The organism is Polaribacter sp. R77954 (genome assembly GCF_044595335.1).
In the GTDB taxonomy this organism is placed as follows: Bacteria; Bacteroidota; Bacteroidia; order Flavobacteriales; family Flavobacteriaceae; genus Polaribacter.
Map to the genome: position 1 here is coordinate 901,629 of NZ_CP138992.1, position 14,887 is coordinate 916,515.

The following is a 14,887-nucleotide window of genomic DNA, read 5'->3' on the forward strand; positions in this document are numbered from 1 at the left end:
TCAATTCGCTTATTCATTAATAAATTGCTTTAATTTAAAAACCATGTAAAAATAGAATACTAGATCATGTATGGTTCAAAATCTGTTTATCTATTAATTAATGGTGTTATACTACAAATTTAAAAACTTTATGTTGGGTTCAGATAAGAAAAACTTGTGGTATAAAAATGTTAGCTACATATTTTTTTGGAGAAGCAAAAACAATACATAAATGGTTATATTTTAAAAAACGAGTTAATTAAAAATTAACTCGTTTAACCAAACTTAATAAAAAAACTAAATAATTAGTTATAAATCTCTAATGGCATTACAGATTGTAGGTAAATCAAAATTCAAATATAAATTCAACATCTCTTGCTCTGTTAAAGGAGGTGTTACTTTCCATCCACCATACCAGAAACCAAATTGATATTTTACACCTGCCTCTAAACAAGGTGATTTTCCATTTAATCTAGAGTTAGAAACTCTATCAAAATAAGACCAAGACCTATCGCTTTCTTTCTTATAATATACATACAAGTTGTTTAATAAGTAAGTTGCATCAGGACACTCTAAACTTAAATCTAAATCTCTTTCTTGATAACATTCTGTGTTTGTAATATCTATGGTTTGCCCATCTAAATCACATTTAGATACTTCTTCTTGATATGCAATTGTATACCTTCTATCTTGTCTATTATAATAGTAAATTGTAAGTATCATATCATCTTTAAGCATATCTAAGGCTCTATTTCTATAATATCTAAGGTTACTTTGATTTACTTGATAAGTTCCATCAAAATACATATACCCCCATCTTAAAGCTCTTCGTGGATTGTATTTACTTGCTACATAATAACTATAAAACGTTCTTCTTCCATCGTTTTTAAAAGTTACACCACCATTACTTGATAATGTATTACAAGAAGGTGTTACTTCAAAACCATAAGGATAAACACCTGGTCCTGCAGGAATAGTTACTCTAAAAGAAAGGTAAGTACGACCCCACCAACTTGTTCTACTAGTTAATGGAATATCTGCAATCTTTGTATTGGTATTGTTTACAGTTCTGTAAAAAGAAATGATATCTCCTGCTTTAGCTCTCTGACCTGTATTTGGGTTAATCGTATTGCTATTTACACTAAAAGAGTATGTTGTTGGCCTAGATACACCAGAAACTCTTCTTCCGTTTACATAGTAGTAAATACAATATAAAGATCCGATTGGAGATAAATAAGAACCAATTGCGTTAGTAGAGTTGCTACTTTTAGCTGGTGCATCAATTTCTAAACTACCTGGAAATTCATTAAACCCACCTGCTAATGTTTCTGGGTTTGTAACATTTTCAGAAAGTTCATCTAAAGTTGGCACAGTAGTGTCAAAAGACTGTAATTCTACAGTTACATCACTACCAGTAATTGTATTCCCATCTTCGTCATAAAACTCAGTATCTGCAGGTATAGAAACTTCTACAACATCATCTTCATCATTTGCTGGAGGAACCTCAAGTAAAATCTCTTGAGTTGTTTTGTTATCTGTTAAACCCTCTGTAACAGATTGAAAGGATACAGCCTGTGGTAAGTCTGATTCTTTCATCAAAGAAATTTGAACTTCTTGTATGTCACTTCCATCAAAATTAACCTCTTGAGTTTTGGACACATAACCGCTTGCACTAATTACTGCTGTTACGCTTATTGGGTTTTCTGCACTTACAGTAGAATTTCTATTGATTCCTAAAGTTACAAATCCGTTTTCTATTTTGTAATCTCTTGTACCATTAACAGTATATATTTTATCTGCATCTGCTCCAGAAAAACTTAAATCTAAACTTTCTAGTATATCAGAACCGTCTTTGGCATTAAAAACTTTTAAATTTACGATGCTAAATACAGGTTCTGCAGATACTTTTATTTCAAAATTATCTTGTAAGTCTGTTACTTTTTGAAAATCACAAGCTGTTATTACCAAACAAATTGTGAATAATTGTATTAATTTTTTCATGTATTTTTTTTTTAAAATGAGTATGATAATCTAAATGATCCATAAGGTATAAACTTAAAACTCTCAAAACTTTCGTTCAATAAACCTTCTTGGTCTGCTGTTTGTTCAATAATACCAGTTGCGTCTAATGTAATTTCTGGTGAACTAGAAATATACGACCCAAAATCGAATGCAAAACCTAGTCTTTTGTTAGCTACAGCTCTACCAAAACCTAAACCTACATAAGGAGCAGTTTTAGACCAGTCAAAGTTAATATCTAAATTCCCAGAATCAGCAGCGTTAAATTCAACCTCACCTACAGTAATGTTTTCTTTAAATGTTGTAATTACATTAATATTATTGGTTGAAAAGAAACCTATTCCTCCAACAATTTTAAATGCGTTAGAAAAAGGATGGTAACTTAACTTAACATCAATATTCTTAAAATCTAGACTAGTGTCTACTAACAAATCTTCACCACTAATTTCCTGTTCTATTCCATCAATAGAATATACCAAAGTATTATAACTAGCAGTAACGTATAGTTTATCTTTTTTTAACGTTCTAGAGTAATCAAACCCAAAACCTGTACCAAAAGACACCCCAATTGCATTTTTTCTAACCTTAAGAGAATCTGTACTTGTTTCTTCTTGTGCATATTGATTTCCATATATCAATATACCAAACATAATAGTCGTAATAATTTTTTTCATAGTTTTTTTAATTGATTTGGTTTTGTTTCATAATTTCTTTTTTCATCTTATAATAGTTTTAATATTGTTGGTATCGCAAATATGTGTTTTTAATATGACCTATGCAATACCTACTAATAGGTATTTTAACAAAAAATTAATAATTAGACTATTGAAATAAAACTGAATTTACTTTATTATTTTTGTAACATGCATAAAAGTAGTATGAATATAAATTATTCCTTAAAAAATTTAAACGACCTCGCTGCAAAGATTATAACAGTAGTAGACCACAAAATAGTATTGTTTTATGGAGAAATGGGAGTTGGCAAAACCACTTTAATTAAAGCTATTTGTAAAGCGTTAAACGTACAAGACAATATATCTTCTCCTACTTTTTCTTTGGTTAATGAATATCAAACCATTAATAATGAAAAAGTATATCACTTTGATTTTTACAGAATCAATAATGAAGAAGAAGCATTAGATATGGGTATTGAAGAGTATTTTTATAATAATGACTGGTGTTTGATAGAATGGCCAGAAAATATTAAAAATTTATTACCTTTAGATGCTGTTGAAGTTCATCTTTCTATTTTAGATGATCACAAACGTAATATTAAAATAAAATAATAGTACCCATGAGTCAATTTTCTCCTTTTAGTAAAGAAGAGTTATTACCTCAAACAGAAATGTTAGAGGTTAAAAAGAAAAAAGGAGCGCTTTTTATAGGCTTGCCAAAAGAAACCTACCTTAGTGAAAAAAGAGTATGTTTAACCCCAGATGCTGTTGCTGCTTTAATTGCACATGGCCATAGAATAGTTATTGAAACTGGTGCTGGTAATGGAGCAAACTTTACTGATAATGAGTATTCTGAAGCTGGAGCCAAAATTTCTTATGATGTTGAAGAAGCTTTTAAATGTAATATTGTTTTAAAAGTTGCCCCACCAAGTGAAAAAGAAATTGCGTATTTAAATCCACAAACAATACTAATATCATCACTTCAATTAAAAACTCAATCTAAAAATTATTTTGAAGCTTTAGCCAAAAAAAGAATAACTGCTGTTGCGTTTGATTATATTAAAGATGAACACAATACGTACCCTGTTGTAAAATCTTTAAGTGAAATAGCAGGTATTGCATCTATTCTAATTGCAGGTGAATTAATGAGTGGTGTACACCAAGGAAATGGATTGTTACTTGGTAATATTGGTGGTGTACCCCCATCTAGCGTTGTTATTTTTGGTGCAGGTACTGTTGGCGAATACGCTGCAAAAACTGCACTTGGGCTTGGTGCCAGGGTTAAGGTTTTTGACAATTCTATTTCTAAATTAAGAAAATTACAAGATTGCTTAAATTCTCCTATCTATACCTCTACAATTCAACCAAAATCTGTTGCAAAAGCATTAATGCGTTGTGATGTAGCTGTTGGAGCAATTAGAGGCAAAAACAGGTCGCCAATATGTGCAACAGAAACCATGATTGAAACTATGAAAGAAGGCGCTGTTATTGTAGATGTAAGTATAGATAGAGGTGGTTGTTTTGAAACTTCAAATGTTACATCCCATAGCAATCCAACATTTGTAAAACACGGAGTTATACATTACTGTGTACCCAATATTCCTTCTCGATATTCTAGAACAGCTTCTGTTTCTATTAGTAATATATTTATGCCTTATTTATTAAATATTGCTGACGAAGGTGGTTTTGAGAATGCAGCTCGTTTTGATAAAAGTTTACGAAACGGAATGTATTTTTACCATGGTATTTTAACCAATAAAACGGTTGCAGATTGGTTTGATATTCCTTTTAGAGACATTAATTTACTAATTCTGTAAAAATTGTTTTTTTATAGTTTATCAGTTTATGCTAACTAAAAGTAACTAATTCTACAACAAAAATTAACAGACATTTATTTTATTATATCATAAAATTTTTATCTTTTAATAAAGCCTAAATGCTCTATATTAATTAAAATAGACTTTATTAAACTCGTTGTGCATTTTAAATAATGCTAATTTTAAGATTATTAATGTTTCTATCAAAGATAAATTTATTGATAAACTGTATTACAGTTAAAGCAGTTATCTTAGATAGTATTCTAGTTTTGAACCCATCAAAAGATTTTGCATAATTTCTTCTGATCATAAATTGGTCACAAAGTTGAGAGAATAAAGTTTCTATTCTCTTTCTTTTTTTCCTAAAAACATAAGGTTGTTTTCTATAGTTTTTTTGATTTTTCCTCATAGGAGTATTCAGTGTTATTTTACAGGTTTCAAATAAATTTAGTTGAATTTCCGACGACAAATACCCTTTGTCTGCTAGTAATGTACAATCTTTAATTTGCGTTTGAATATCTTTCAAATAATGAATATCGTGAACAGATGCAGGACTTAAATCAAAGCTTTGAAAAACGCCACTTACCGAGCAAACAGCGTGTAACTTATACCCATAGTACCTTGAATTTTGAGAAGCACAATACCCTTTATCAGGAAAACTATAAATCGATTCTTTACATATTTTAGAACGGCTACTTCTTGATAATTTACAAATCTCTAAAGGCATACTGTCTATAATAAAGTAGTCTTCAAATTCATTAAAATAAGAAGCTAATTTTAAACGAATAGTATCCATATGATTTGATAAATTTCTTTTTCTCCTGTTGTAAACACTACGTTCTATTTTCACAGAAATTGATATGGGAAGTTTTCTAAACAAATCATTCTCACTATCAATTCCCATAAACTCAGATGTTAATGCTAAGCTTATTAACTCTAAATCACTCATTTTTGGCTTACGCCTTTGGTAACTTAATAGTTGTTCTTTTGATATTTTTCTTAAAACTTCCAATATTCTTTCGTAATTTGCAGTTAAGTTGTTCATTATAAATGTTTTGTAGCAAAAAACAAATTACTGATTATCAGTAAGATGAACAACTTTTTTTTCTTAAATCATAATGCACAACGAGTTTATTAAAAAAGTATTTTACTTTTAATTAAATCTCATATCTCATTAAAAAGAAATCGGTTTTTAAAGAAATTATGGTCAAAATTCGATTATTTTTGCAAATTATAATATAAATATGTTACTTAAACGAATAGGATATTTTTTAGTAGGAGTTTCAATCAGTTCAATTGGTGTGTATTTTTTTTGGCAGAAAAAAAACGCAACTTTTGATTATGGAATGGATGCAAGAACGTTAAAAACAATCAGAATAAAAAAAAGAATATTTTCTGATGGCGCTAAAAAAGTAATGCAAAATTCTAATATTGATACTACTGCAGTAGCTACTATTTTATATACAGGTGATGTTAATTTTGGTAAAAGTAAACCAAGACAAAAACCTTGTGCATCGTATTATATTACTGGTAAAAAGGAATTAGAAAATATAAGTCTGTACGTTACACGTTGCGATTCTACTGCTACTATTGATAAAATTATTATCGATTAAAATTTTATGTAGTTACTATTTTAAGCACCCCAAAATTCCCTCTTTTTATTCAATTCTTCTTCCATCTTAATATATTCTTCTGCTTCTTTGGGTGAGAGTACTTTTAAAAACGACGGATGTTGCTCAATAGCATATTCAATTTTTGTTACAATATCTGCAATTTCTTCGTTTTCGTAATCAATTTCTAAAGGTTCTTTAATTACCATAGATTGCAAAACATTTTTTCTTTTAATATTCAATCCTTTTTTATCAAAAGAACGTCTAAAACCGTCAATTACAATAGGCACAACTACTGGTTTATAGGTTTTTATAATATGTGCAGTTCCTCTTCTAATAGGTTTAAAAGGCGTAGTGGTACCTTGTGGAAAAGTAATTACCCAACCATCTTTTATAGCTTTTCCAATATTTGAAATATCAGAATTTTTAACTTGCCTATTTACATTTTTACCTGCGCTTCTCCAGGTTCTATCAATAGAAACAGAACCTGCATACGCAAATAGTTTAGGTAATAAACCAGCACGCATTGTTTCGCCAGCTGCAACAAAATATATATTCAATTTCGGATTCCAGATGTAACCAATGTTTTTTATACTATCATCTCTACCACTTAAAGAAGCATTAAATACATGAAACATAGCAGCAACATCTGCAAAATACGTTTGATGATTAGAAATGAATAAAACATTTTTTTCTGGTAAGTTTCTTAATACTTCAGAACCTTCTATTTGTAAATTATTAAATTTTCTATACCTTCCATGAGAAATAACTCCAAAAAGGCGTATGATAAACTTTTTTATAAATAGATAATGTCCAAAAGGATTCCTTTTAAATAAAGGCATTTATATTAGGTTTTTCTTGGTTTGGCTAACAAAATTACAAAACAATTTAAGAACTTACTATTTTAAGAGTTCTTTAATTTCGGATAACATCATTCCTGTTGCTCCCCAAATGATATGATTATCAATTTTAAAACAGGGTACATCTATATTTTTCATATATGATGTCGTTAAATTTACTGTGGTTAAATGTTCATCATTTAATACATCTTTTAATGAAACTTCTATAAGTTCTGCCACTTCGTGGTTTTTAGTCAATGTTGGCCTTTGATGCGTAAAACCGATAAACGGAGTTGCTAAAAAATTACTTGGCGGAATATAAACATCGGTTAATTGACGAATAACTTTTATTGTTGAAGATGCTACACCTACTTCTTCAAAAGTTTCTCTTAAGGCTGTTTCTTGTAAGTTTATATCATTTTGTTCTATTTTACCACCTGGAAAACTAATTTGAGCTGAATGGGTACCCTTGTAACTCGCTCTTTTAGTTAATAATAAGGTAGTCGTATTATTTTTATCTGGATAAAAAAGCGCCAAAACTGCAGCTTTTCTAGGGTTGTTTGCCTTAATTTTATTTTTATTGTATGTTAAACGTAATTTAGGAGCCATTTTAAATTGCGCTTCTAAACCACCTAATTCCAATGCCTTATAGCGTTCAATTTTTGAAAGAAAGTCTTTAAAATTCATTTTGTTTCTTTACTTTTAACAAACTTAGGGTTTTCAACCACAAATAATTGTTTTTTGGCAAGAATTTTGAACTGATATTGGTATGAATAAAAAATATAAAAAATTAATTTATAGTATAGTGTTAGATGCTATTGGTTTTATACCAATACCGTTTATAGATATTGCTTGGGCTCCTTTTTCAGGTTATTTGATGACTAAAATGTATTCGGGTACAAAAGGAAAAGTTGCAGGTATTATCAGTTTTTTTGAAGAAATCTTTCCATTATCTGATATCATACCAACCTTTACCTTAATGTGGATATACACGTATATCATCAAAAAAGAAGAAATTGTTACTGAAGAAAAAACAATTACTATTGATGTTTAGTAGTCTTGTTTAAATAAAAACCCAAGTCCTAGTCTACTTAAAAACTTTTTTTCAAAAGCCCAAAAGAACTTGAATTGCCCAAAAACCCATCCTAAAATTGGTAAAGTAATTTGATAAATTGGGAAAATAAGCAATATTCGTAAAGGATAATAAATAAAAGGATTCATCGTTTCAGAAGATAATCCTAAAAGTTCTGTTACTGGTTTTGCTACCCAAGCCGCAAAAGAACCATTAATTGCAAAAACCATAAAAATAGCAACTACTGCCCAATTGCTATCAATACCCCATCTTTCTTTTAATTTTTCCATTACGCAACTACTTCTGATTTTTAGATTTTCTAAACATTAGCCATAATCCTAATAAAACTAAGGGTATACTTAACACTTGTCCTGTATTTAACGCATTAAAAACCCAATCTTCTCTACCATCTACTTGTGGTTCTTTCAAAAATTCAATGAAAAAACGAAGCGACCATAATACAACTGTAAACAAACCAAAAAGGAAACCAATTTGTTGTTTTTTATCTGTTTTCCAATACAAATACCACATGACAAAAAATAAAGTTAAGTAACTGAAAGCTTCGTACAATTGGGTTGGATGTCTTGCTGCAGTTTCTCCTGCTCCTTTAAAAATTATCCCAAAATCACTACCTGTTTCTTTTCCATAAATTTCTGAATTAAAGAAATTACCAAATCGAATAAAAAAACCAGCTAAAGCCACCATAATGGCTAATCTATCTAAGATAAACAACCATGGTTTTTGTAAATGCTTTTTTGCATAAAAATACATGGCTATGGGTATACCTATTGCAGCACCATGACTTGCAAAACCTGTAAAACCTGTAAATTTCCAAGAACCATTTACCTGCTTAAATGGCAAAATAATTTCTAGTAAATGATTTTGATAATAATCCCAACTATAAAAAAAGACATCACCCAAACGCATACCTATTAACATAGATACAAATACGTACATAAAAAGCGTATCTAATTTATCTGCAGGAATTTTATCTTCAACATAGATTTTTTTCATTAGGTGTAAACCCAATAAAAAAGCGGCTACAAACATTAAACTATACCATCTAATGGTAAAAAAACCTAAGTCAATACCTAATGATGGATCCCACTCTATTGCTAAAAAACTCATATTTTCTTTAATTCAAAATTTAAAGTTTGATACGTAAAGTTAAATTAAAAATTTAACTCTAACCTATCGTTTTTCATAAGTCAATTCGTCTTATGTGTTAATTCTAGTTTCTTTTTTCTAATTTTTCAGGAACAGGATCATAACCACTACCTCCCCAAGGATGACAACTAAAAATACGCTTCAAAGATAACCAACCTCCAGAAAATAAACCGTGTTTTTGCAAAGCTTCTATAGTGTAATGAGAACATGTTGGTGAATACCTACAAGTTGCTGGGGTATAAGGTGATATTGCTACTTGATAAAAGCGAACTAGCAAAATAAAGAAGCCCCCTAACCCCAAAAGGGGAAATTTACTCTTTGACTTTTTATTTATTTGATCCGACATGAAATACAAATTTTCTGTTATTAAAAAAATATTATTCTGCTTGGAGTTCTTTCCCTTTAAGAAGGTTAGGATGGGCATTAATTTATTGAGAAAGTTGTCCCTTCTTTGCCATCTTTTAATTGGATGCCTAATGCTATTAATTCATCTCTAATTTGATCTGACAAAGCCCAATCTTTATTTTCTCTCGCTTCTTTTCTCAGTTTTATTAATAACTCCACTACTCCTTTTACTTTTTCTGAATTGTCTTGACTGGCTTCATTCATCAACCCTAAAACATCAAAAACAAAGGCGTTAATTGTGGTTTTAAATTCTGCTAAATCATCTGCAGTTAAAGTTGCTTTCTTTTCTTTTATTTGATTGATTACTTTTACACCTTCAAATAAATTTGATATTAAAATAGGTGTATTAAAATCATCATTCATTGCTGCATAACAATCTTTTTTCCATTGTTGCACATCAAAAGTAGATGATTTACCAGCTTCTATTTTTTCTAAATAAGAAACAGCTTCCATTAATTTAGAATGCCCTTTTTCTGAAGCTTCTAAAGCATCACCAGAAAAATCTAAGATACTTCTATAATTGGCTTGCATGTTAAAAAAACGAACCACAGAAGCCGAAAATGCTTTTGGTAAAACGTCGTTTTCTCCTGTTAAAATTTCGTTTGGTAAAATAAAATTACCTGTAGATTTAGACATTCGTTGTCCGTTTAAAGAAAGCATATTGGTATGCATCCAATAATTTACAGGGTTTACACCAGAACACGTTTTAGATTGTGCAATTTCGCATTCGTGATGTGGGAATTTTAAATCCATTCCTCCTCCATGAATATCAAAACTTTCGCCTAAATATTTGGTACTCATTACAGAACACTCTAAATGCCAACCAGGAAAACCATCGGACCAAGGAGAAGGCCAACGCATAATATGCTTTTCATCGGCTTTTTTCCAAAGTGCAAAATCTTGTGGATTTTTCTTGTCTGATTGCCCATCTAAAGTTCTGGTATTGTTTAATAAATCTTCTACTTTTCTACCAGATAGAATTCCGTAATTTTCTTTTTTATTGTATTCGTGTACATCAAAATACACAGAGCCATTTACTTCATAAGCAAATCCTTTTTCTAAGATTTCTTTAATCATTTCTATCTGCTCTACAATGTGGCCAGTTGCAGTAGGTTCTATACTTGGTGGTAAAAAATTATAGTTTTTTAAAACATTATGAAAATCTACTGTGTAACGTTGCACAACTTCCATAGGTTCTATTTGCTCTAAACGTGCTTTTCTAGCAATTTTATCTTCGCCTTCATCTGCATCGTTTTCTAAATGGCCTGCATCTGTAATATTGCGCACATAACGTACTTTATAACCTAAATGAAGTAGATATCTATACACCACATCAAAAAACATAAATGTTCTTACATTACCTAAATGAGCATTGCTGTATACTGTTGGTCCACAAACATACATACCTACATAACCTTCTGTAATGGGGTTAAAATCTTCTTTAGATTTTGATAATGAGTTGTAAACTTTAAGCTGATTTTCTTTATAGAGTTCCATTAAATAAGTGACTATTTACAAGGGATAAAGATAGGCACTTTATGAAGAATAGCGAAATGGAATTTGTTAGAAGTTTTGTAAAATAAAAGGGATGCTATTTGATAACGATTGTACTATAGTCTGCAGATAATTTAACATTATTATTAACACTACTATTGTTAAAAGTAGACTTTGTACTGATTTTATAATTTTTTACGGTTTTATTCATAAAACCTAATGAAGTTTTATTGTCTAGTTTGCTTGTTTTAATGTCATAATCAAAATTGGTTTTTACATCACCCAAAATTATAGTGGCATCAGACTGACTTAAATTTAATAAAAACGCTCCAAAATTTGGATGAAAACTATCTATAATCAACTCACCAAATTTATCAGAAAGGTTTACATTTTGGTTGATTCTTACAATATGTACTCCAGAAGAATTATTATGCATAGTTGTATTGGTAACTGATGCTATTTTAGCATCAGTTACATTGTTTAAAAATAAAGTACAAGCGTTTAAATTGTTGATTTTAACAGGAGAATAATCAATAGTTAAGTTACTTTTATATAAATTGTTAGCATCAAAAGAACCATACTTTACGTTGCCAAAAGCAACCGTATTTGGCAATTTTACTTTACAATGGCGCGTATTTAAATCGAATGTTGCACCTTTTGGCACTTTAATTTCTAATCTTTTTTTGATTTTTATTTTTTTACCTTCAATATTAACAGCTTTTGAATCTGTAGAAAAATTAAATTTCATGTTTTTTAAAACTTCTTGTGCTTTGGCCAAACTTTTTTTAATTTCTTCTGTATCTATCTCTTTAATGGTAATTTTACTAGAAGCGAAAGCCTTTTTCATCTTTTCTTTAGATTTAGCAATTTCTTTGCGCATTTTTACTTTATCTACCTTCATTTTTTCTTTTAACGCTTTATATTCTTTGGTTTTCTTAAAAGCGTCCCATTCTTCTTTAGAGTTTATTTCGATATCATGATTGTCATCTTTCCACCTAAACTCATAATTGGCATTTTTTTCCATATTTTCTCCTAAATCGTCTAGATCAAAGTCGAAGTCGAAGTCGAAGTCAAAATCAAAATCCATGTTAGGCAGCACAATTGCTTCTATATTAGACATATCTATATCTGGAATTTCAAAATCAAAATCCATATCATCAAAAAATACAAAGTTGTTTTTAAAATTAAAACCATGGCTACCTTTCGATGTAATTCTTACTTTTTTAGAGTTTCCTAAAGCTTCAAATTCCCAATCTTTAAAATATTTTTCGGCTTCGTCTTTTTCAATTCCCTCTATTTCTATAAAGGCATCTACTTGTACTTCATCCTTAGCCCAAGTGGTCACATTAATATCTGTATTCGATGCATTTATGGCAACTGCTACATCTTTATTGGTTTTAAAAATTTCAGTATACTTTTTATCAAACTTTTGTGCAGAGGCTGTACCTAAAAAACCAAGTGCTATAAAAGTTATAATATCTTTAAATAATCTGTGTTTCATTTTGTTTTGTGTTTAAATTTTTAAGTTCATTTAACTGCTTTTTTAAACGTTGTAAAAGCTGTAAGCGTAATTGTAAATTACGAATTAGTGCCTCTATAGTGGCATCATTAACCCCATTTGTATTGAGCTCTTGGGTTAAGTTTTTATATTCTTTGGTGAGTTCTGCTATTTTTAACAAATACTCATCTACAATTTCTTTTCGATCTTCAGATAAATCTAATTTACTGATTGCTAGTTTTATACTATTTTTATAATAGGTTTCTATGGCTTGAAATTCTGGTGATATATTTCCTAAAGTGATGTGTTTTTGTGTTGATTCTATTTCAGCATCTGTTAAATTTGGTGCTATATTTTCAGTTGGATAAAATTTAACTGCCAAACTAATTAATAAAACAACTGAGGCTGCAATTGATAACCATTTAAACGTTTTCTTTTTAGGTTTTTGCTGATGCATTTCTTGCTGTAATAATGCTTCAAATTTATGGGTATGATTGGCAGATAACTCTACTTGATCGTCTTTATATTCTTTTAATTTTTTTCTAATATCCTGCTGCATAACTCGTGTTTTTCAATTGTTCTTTCAATATTTTTTTTCCTCTTAGCAATTGCGTTCTAGAAGTGTTTTCTGTAATGTTTAAGATTTGTGCTATTTCTTGATGGTCATAACCTTCTAACAAATACAAAGTAAGCACCAACCTATATTTATCCTTTAATGCATTCATTTTTTCGATAATCAATTCAATCGAAATTTCTGATGCTACATTCCAATCCTCATCAGTAATTATTTCTGTAACTTCTTCATTTATAGATACCAACTCTAATTTCTTTTTCTTTAAACAATCAATACTTTGGTTGATAACGATTCGTTTTAACCAAGCTCCAAAAGCGACTTCATTTTTATAGGCATCTATATTTTTAAAGGCCTTAATAAATGCATCTTGCATTACATCTTCTGCCACAAATTTATCTTTCACATATCTTAAAGCAACTACAAACATTGCTTTGCAATACAAATTATACAATTGCATTTGCGCCTTTGCATTATTGTGTTTGCATTGGTCAATAATATTTTGATGTAACTGTTTGGTGGGTTGCATTTAAATCTTCTTATCTTATAGACGACACATTTTTATAGGTGTTGCAAAAACTTTACATTTTTATCTTTAAATTTACACATTAACTTTTACAATGCACAAAAAACCATCTGCTTTACAAGAAAAAGAAGGCGTTTCTAAGCCAGAAACTACAAATGCTTTAAGTGCTGAAAGAATTAAACGAAACCGAGCGAAAAGAAATTCGACTGCAGAATTTGTATCCAAAATTTTAGAAGGCAATATTACCTTTTTAAGTAAAGCCATTACTTTAGTAGAAAGCACCCATGCCAATCATCAAAAAAAAGCAAATAAAATTTTAGAACGTTGTTTGCCTTATGCCAATAATTCCATACGAATAGGCATTACTGGTGTGCCTGGTGTTGGAAAAAGTACATTTATTGAAGCATTTGGCAAACACATAACCCAGCAAGGAAAAAAAGTGGCTGTTTTAGCGGTTGATCCTAGTAGCTCTATACATAAAGGTTCTATTTTAGGTGATAAAACCAGAATGGAACAGTTAGTAACCGATAAAAATGCGTTTATTAGACCTTCGCCATCAGGTACTTCTTTAGGAGGTGTTGCTCAAAAAACACGCGAAAGCATTATTTTATGCGAAGCCGCTGGTTTTGATACCATTTTAATAGAAACTGTTGGTGTGGGGCAGTCTGAAACTTTAGTACATTCTATGGTTGATTTTTTTCTGTTACTAAAAATTGCTGGTGCAGGTGATGAATTACAAGGCATAAAACGTGGAATAATTGAAATGGCAGATGCTATTGTAATCAATAAAGCCGATGGCGATAATGAAAAAAATGCTAAAATTGCCAAAGTGGAATTCAACAGAGCTTTACATTTATACCCTCTAAAAGAAAGCAATTGGCAACCTAAAGTCTTAACGGCTAGTGCTTTGAAAAACAAAGGAATTGATAAAGTGGCAGTTATGATACAAGAGTATTGCAAGTTAACTAAAGAAAACCACTACTTTTCTAAAAAACGAAATGATCAAAACAAATACTGGTTATTGTCTACTATAGAACAACAATTAAAAGCCAATTTTTACAACAAACAACACATAAAAGCAGCATTAGAACAAGAAATTAGCGATTTAAAAAACGGAAAAACCACACCTTTTAACGCAGCCAAACGATTGTTGGACTTGTAAATTTATCAAAATTTAAGTTATAGAAAAATCAACTTTAGCACTCCTTAATACCCT

General features: G+C 30.0%; 17 protein-coding genes. 5 read left to right on the plus strand and 12 right to left on the minus strand.

What is annotated here, in order from left to right; genetic code table 11:
• Positions 1–288: 288 nt before the first annotated feature.
• Together SJY27_RS03935 and SJY27_RS03940 are read right to left on the minus strand one after the other, a co-directional pair.
• Positions 289–1,980 carry a hypothetical protein gene (locus SJY27_RS03935; RefSeq protein WP_397446955.1) on the minus strand — a complete coding sequence of 564 codons (1,692 nt, stop codon included), beginning with the start codon at positions 1,978–1,980 and terminating at the stop codon, positions 289–291.
• An 11-nt stretch (positions 1,981–1,991) separates the two neighbouring features.
• On the minus strand, positions 1,992–2,672 hold the full coding sequence (locus SJY27_RS03940; protein ID WP_397446956.1) for a hypothetical protein: 681 nt from the start codon (positions 2,670–2,672) through the stop codon (positions 1,992–1,994).
• A 204-nt stretch (positions 2,673–2,876) separates the two neighbouring features.
• On the opposite strand from SJY27_RS03940, the gene tsaE reads away from it, so the two are divergent.
• Together tsaE and SJY27_RS03950 are read left to right on the plus strand one after the other, a co-directional pair.
• Positions 2,877–3,284, plus strand: a complete 408-nt coding sequence (tsaE, locus tag SJY27_RS03945; protein ID WP_397446957.1) for a tRNA (adenosine(37)-N6)-threonylcarbamoyltransferase complex ATPase subunit type 1 TsaE — start codon at positions 2,877–2,879, stop codon at positions 3,282–3,284.
• A gap of 8 nt (positions 3,285–3,292) precedes the next feature.
• Positions 3,293–4,489 (plus strand): alanine dehydrogenase, encoded by a 1,197-nt coding sequence (locus SJY27_RS03950; protein ID WP_397446958.1) that lies wholly within the window; start codon positions 3,293–3,295, stop codon positions 4,487–4,489.
• A gap of 166 nt (positions 4,490–4,655) precedes the next feature.
• On the opposite strand, the gene SJY27_RS03955 is transcribed toward SJY27_RS03950, so the two are convergent.
• Positions 4,656–5,534 carry an IS982 family transposase gene (locus SJY27_RS03955; RefSeq protein WP_397446959.1) on the minus strand — a complete coding sequence of 293 codons (879 nt, stop codon included), beginning with the start codon at positions 5,532–5,534 and terminating at the stop codon, positions 4,656–4,658.
• Between the two features lie 199 nt (positions 5,535–5,733).
• Here SJY27_RS03955 and SJY27_RS03960 point away from each other — a divergent pair, with 199 nt between their 5' ends.
• Entirely contained in the window at positions 5,734–6,102 is a 369-nt protein-coding gene (locus tag SJY27_RS03960) for a DUF4258 domain-containing protein (RefSeq protein ID WP_397446960.1), read from the plus strand.
• A gap of 20 nt (positions 6,103–6,122) precedes the next feature.
• On the opposite strand, the gene SJY27_RS03965 is transcribed toward SJY27_RS03960, so the two are convergent.
• Positions 6,123–6,941 carry a lysophospholipid acyltransferase family protein gene (locus tag SJY27_RS03965; protein WP_397446961.1) on the minus strand — a complete coding sequence of 273 codons (819 nt, stop codon included), beginning with the start codon at positions 6,939–6,941 and terminating at the stop codon, positions 6,123–6,125.
• Positions 6,942–6,998: 57 nt separating this feature from the next.
• Positions 6,999–7,625 carry an NUDIX hydrolase gene (locus tag SJY27_RS03970; protein ID WP_397446962.1) on the minus strand — a complete coding sequence of 209 codons (627 nt, stop codon included), beginning with the start codon at positions 7,623–7,625 and terminating at the stop codon, positions 6,999–7,001.
• An 82-nt stretch (positions 7,626–7,707) separates the two neighbouring features.
• Here SJY27_RS03970 and SJY27_RS03975 point away from each other — a divergent pair, with 82 nt between their 5' ends.
• Positions 7,708–7,992 (plus strand): hypothetical protein, encoded by a 285-nt coding sequence (locus SJY27_RS03975; RefSeq protein WP_397446963.1) that lies wholly within the window; start codon positions 7,708–7,710, stop codon positions 7,990–7,992.
• Here the strand turns inward: SJY27_RS03975 and SJY27_RS03980 are convergent.
• From SJY27_RS03980 to SJY27_RS04010, 7 genes are all read right to left on the minus strand, one after another.
• On the minus strand, positions 7,989–8,300 hold the full coding sequence (locus SJY27_RS03980) for a DUF6787 family protein (RefSeq protein ID WP_397446964.1): 312 nt from the start codon (positions 8,298–8,300) through the stop codon (positions 7,989–7,991). The genes SJY27_RS03975 and SJY27_RS03980 overlap by 4 nt on opposite strands.
• Positions 8,301–8,307: 7 nt before the next feature.
• Positions 8,308–9,138, minus strand: a complete 831-nt coding sequence (gene lgt / locus SJY27_RS03985) for a prolipoprotein diacylglyceryl transferase (RefSeq protein ID WP_397446965.1) — start codon at positions 9,136–9,138, stop codon at positions 8,308–8,310.
• Positions 9,139–9,241: 103 nt separating this feature from the next.
• Positions 9,242–9,478, minus strand: coding sequence for a membrane protein insertion efficiency factor YidD (gene yidD, locus SJY27_RS03990; RefSeq protein ID WP_397447895.1), 237 nt, complete (start codon positions 9,476–9,478; stop codon positions 9,242–9,244).
• A gap of 122 nt (positions 9,479–9,600) precedes the next feature.
• On the minus strand, positions 9,601–11,079 hold the full coding sequence (cysS, locus tag SJY27_RS03995) for a cysteine--tRNA ligase (protein WP_397446966.1): 1,479 nt from the start codon (positions 11,077–11,079) through the stop codon (positions 9,601–9,603).
• 94 nt (positions 11,080–11,173) lie between these two features.
• Positions 11,174–12,577, minus strand: a complete 1,404-nt coding sequence (locus SJY27_RS04000; protein WP_397446967.1) for a hypothetical protein — start codon at positions 12,575–12,577, stop codon at positions 11,174–11,176.
• Positions 12,558–13,133, minus strand: a complete 576-nt coding sequence (locus SJY27_RS04005; protein WP_397446968.1) for a hypothetical protein — start codon at positions 13,131–13,133, stop codon at positions 12,558–12,560. Before SJY27_RS04005 ends, SJY27_RS04000 begins: the two co-directional genes overlap by 20 nt.
• Entirely contained in the window at positions 13,117–13,674 is a 558-nt protein-coding gene (locus SJY27_RS04010) for an RNA polymerase sigma factor (RefSeq protein ID WP_397446969.1), read from the minus strand. Before SJY27_RS04010 ends, SJY27_RS04005 begins: the two co-directional genes overlap by 17 nt.
• 91 nt (positions 13,675–13,765) lie before the next feature.
• On the opposite strand from SJY27_RS04010, the gene meaB reads away from it, so the two are divergent.
• The gene (gene meaB / locus SJY27_RS04015) at positions 13,766–14,833 is read left to right on the plus strand and encodes a methylmalonyl Co-A mutase-associated GTPase MeaB (protein ID WP_397446970.1); all 1,068 of its coding nucleotides are present in this window, start codon (positions 13,766–13,768) and stop codon (positions 14,831–14,833) included.
• The last annotated feature ends 54 nt before the right edge of the window (positions 14,834–14,887 follow it).

What these genes read in the sequence shown, in the direction of transcription:
- SJY27_RS03965 (WP_397446961.1), bottom strand. Translation starts at nt 6,941, where the DNA reads ATGCCTTTATTTAAAAGGAATCCTTTTGGACATTATCTATTTATAAAA.
- tsaE (WP_397446957.1), top strand. Translation starts at nt 2,877, where the DNA reads ATGAATATAAATTATTCCTTAAAAAATTTAAACGACCTCGCTGCAAAG.
- lgt (WP_397446965.1), bottom strand. Translation starts at nt 9,138, where the DNA reads ATGAGTTTTTTAGCAATAGAGTGGGATCCATCATTAGGTATTGACTTA.
- SJY27_RS03935 (WP_397446955.1), bottom strand. Translation starts at nt 1,980, where the DNA reads ATGAAAAAATTAATACAATTATTCACAATTTGTTTGGTAATAACAGCT.
- SJY27_RS04010 (WP_397446969.1), bottom strand. Translation starts at nt 13,674, where the DNA reads ATGCAACCCACCAAACAGTTACATCAAAATATTATTGACCAATGCAAA.
- SJY27_RS04000 (WP_397446967.1), bottom strand. Translation starts at nt 12,577, where the DNA reads ATGAAACACAGATTATTTAAAGATATTATAACTTTTATAGCACTTGGT.
- SJY27_RS03980 (WP_397446964.1), bottom strand. Translation starts at nt 8,300, where the DNA reads ATGGAAAAATTAAAAGAAAGATGGGGTATTGATAGCAATTGGGCAGTA.
- SJY27_RS03960 (WP_397446960.1), top strand. Translation starts at nt 5,734, where the DNA reads ATGTTACTTAAACGAATAGGATATTTTTTAGTAGGAGTTTCAATCAGT.
- SJY27_RS03940 (WP_397446956.1), bottom strand. Translation starts at nt 2,672, where the DNA reads ATGAAAAAAATTATTACGACTATTATGTTTGGTATATTGATATATGGA.
- SJY27_RS03950 (WP_397446958.1), top strand. Translation starts at nt 3,293, where the DNA reads ATGAGTCAATTTTCTCCTTTTAGTAAAGAAGAGTTATTACCTCAAACA.
- SJY27_RS03975 (WP_397446963.1), top strand. Translation starts at nt 7,708, where the DNA reads ATGAATAAAAAATATAAAAAATTAATTTATAGTATAGTGTTAGATGCT.
- meaB (WP_397446970.1), top strand. Translation starts at nt 13,766, where the DNA reads ATGCACAAAAAACCATCTGCTTTACAAGAAAAAGAAGGCGTTTCTAAG.
- SJY27_RS03970 (WP_397446962.1), bottom strand. Translation starts at nt 7,625, where the DNA reads ATGAATTTTAAAGACTTTCTTTCAAAAATTGAACGCTATAAGGCATTG.
- SJY27_RS04005 (WP_397446968.1), bottom strand. Translation starts at nt 13,133, where the DNA reads ATGCAGCAGGATATTAGAAAAAAATTAAAAGAATATAAAGACGATCAA.
- SJY27_RS03955 (WP_397446959.1), bottom strand. Translation starts at nt 5,534, where the DNA reads ATGAACAACTTAACTGCAAATTACGAAAGAATATTGGAAGTTTTAAGA.
- cysS (WP_397446966.1), bottom strand. Translation starts at nt 11,079, where the DNA reads ATGGAACTCTATAAAGAAAATCAGCTTAAAGTTTACAACTCATTATCA.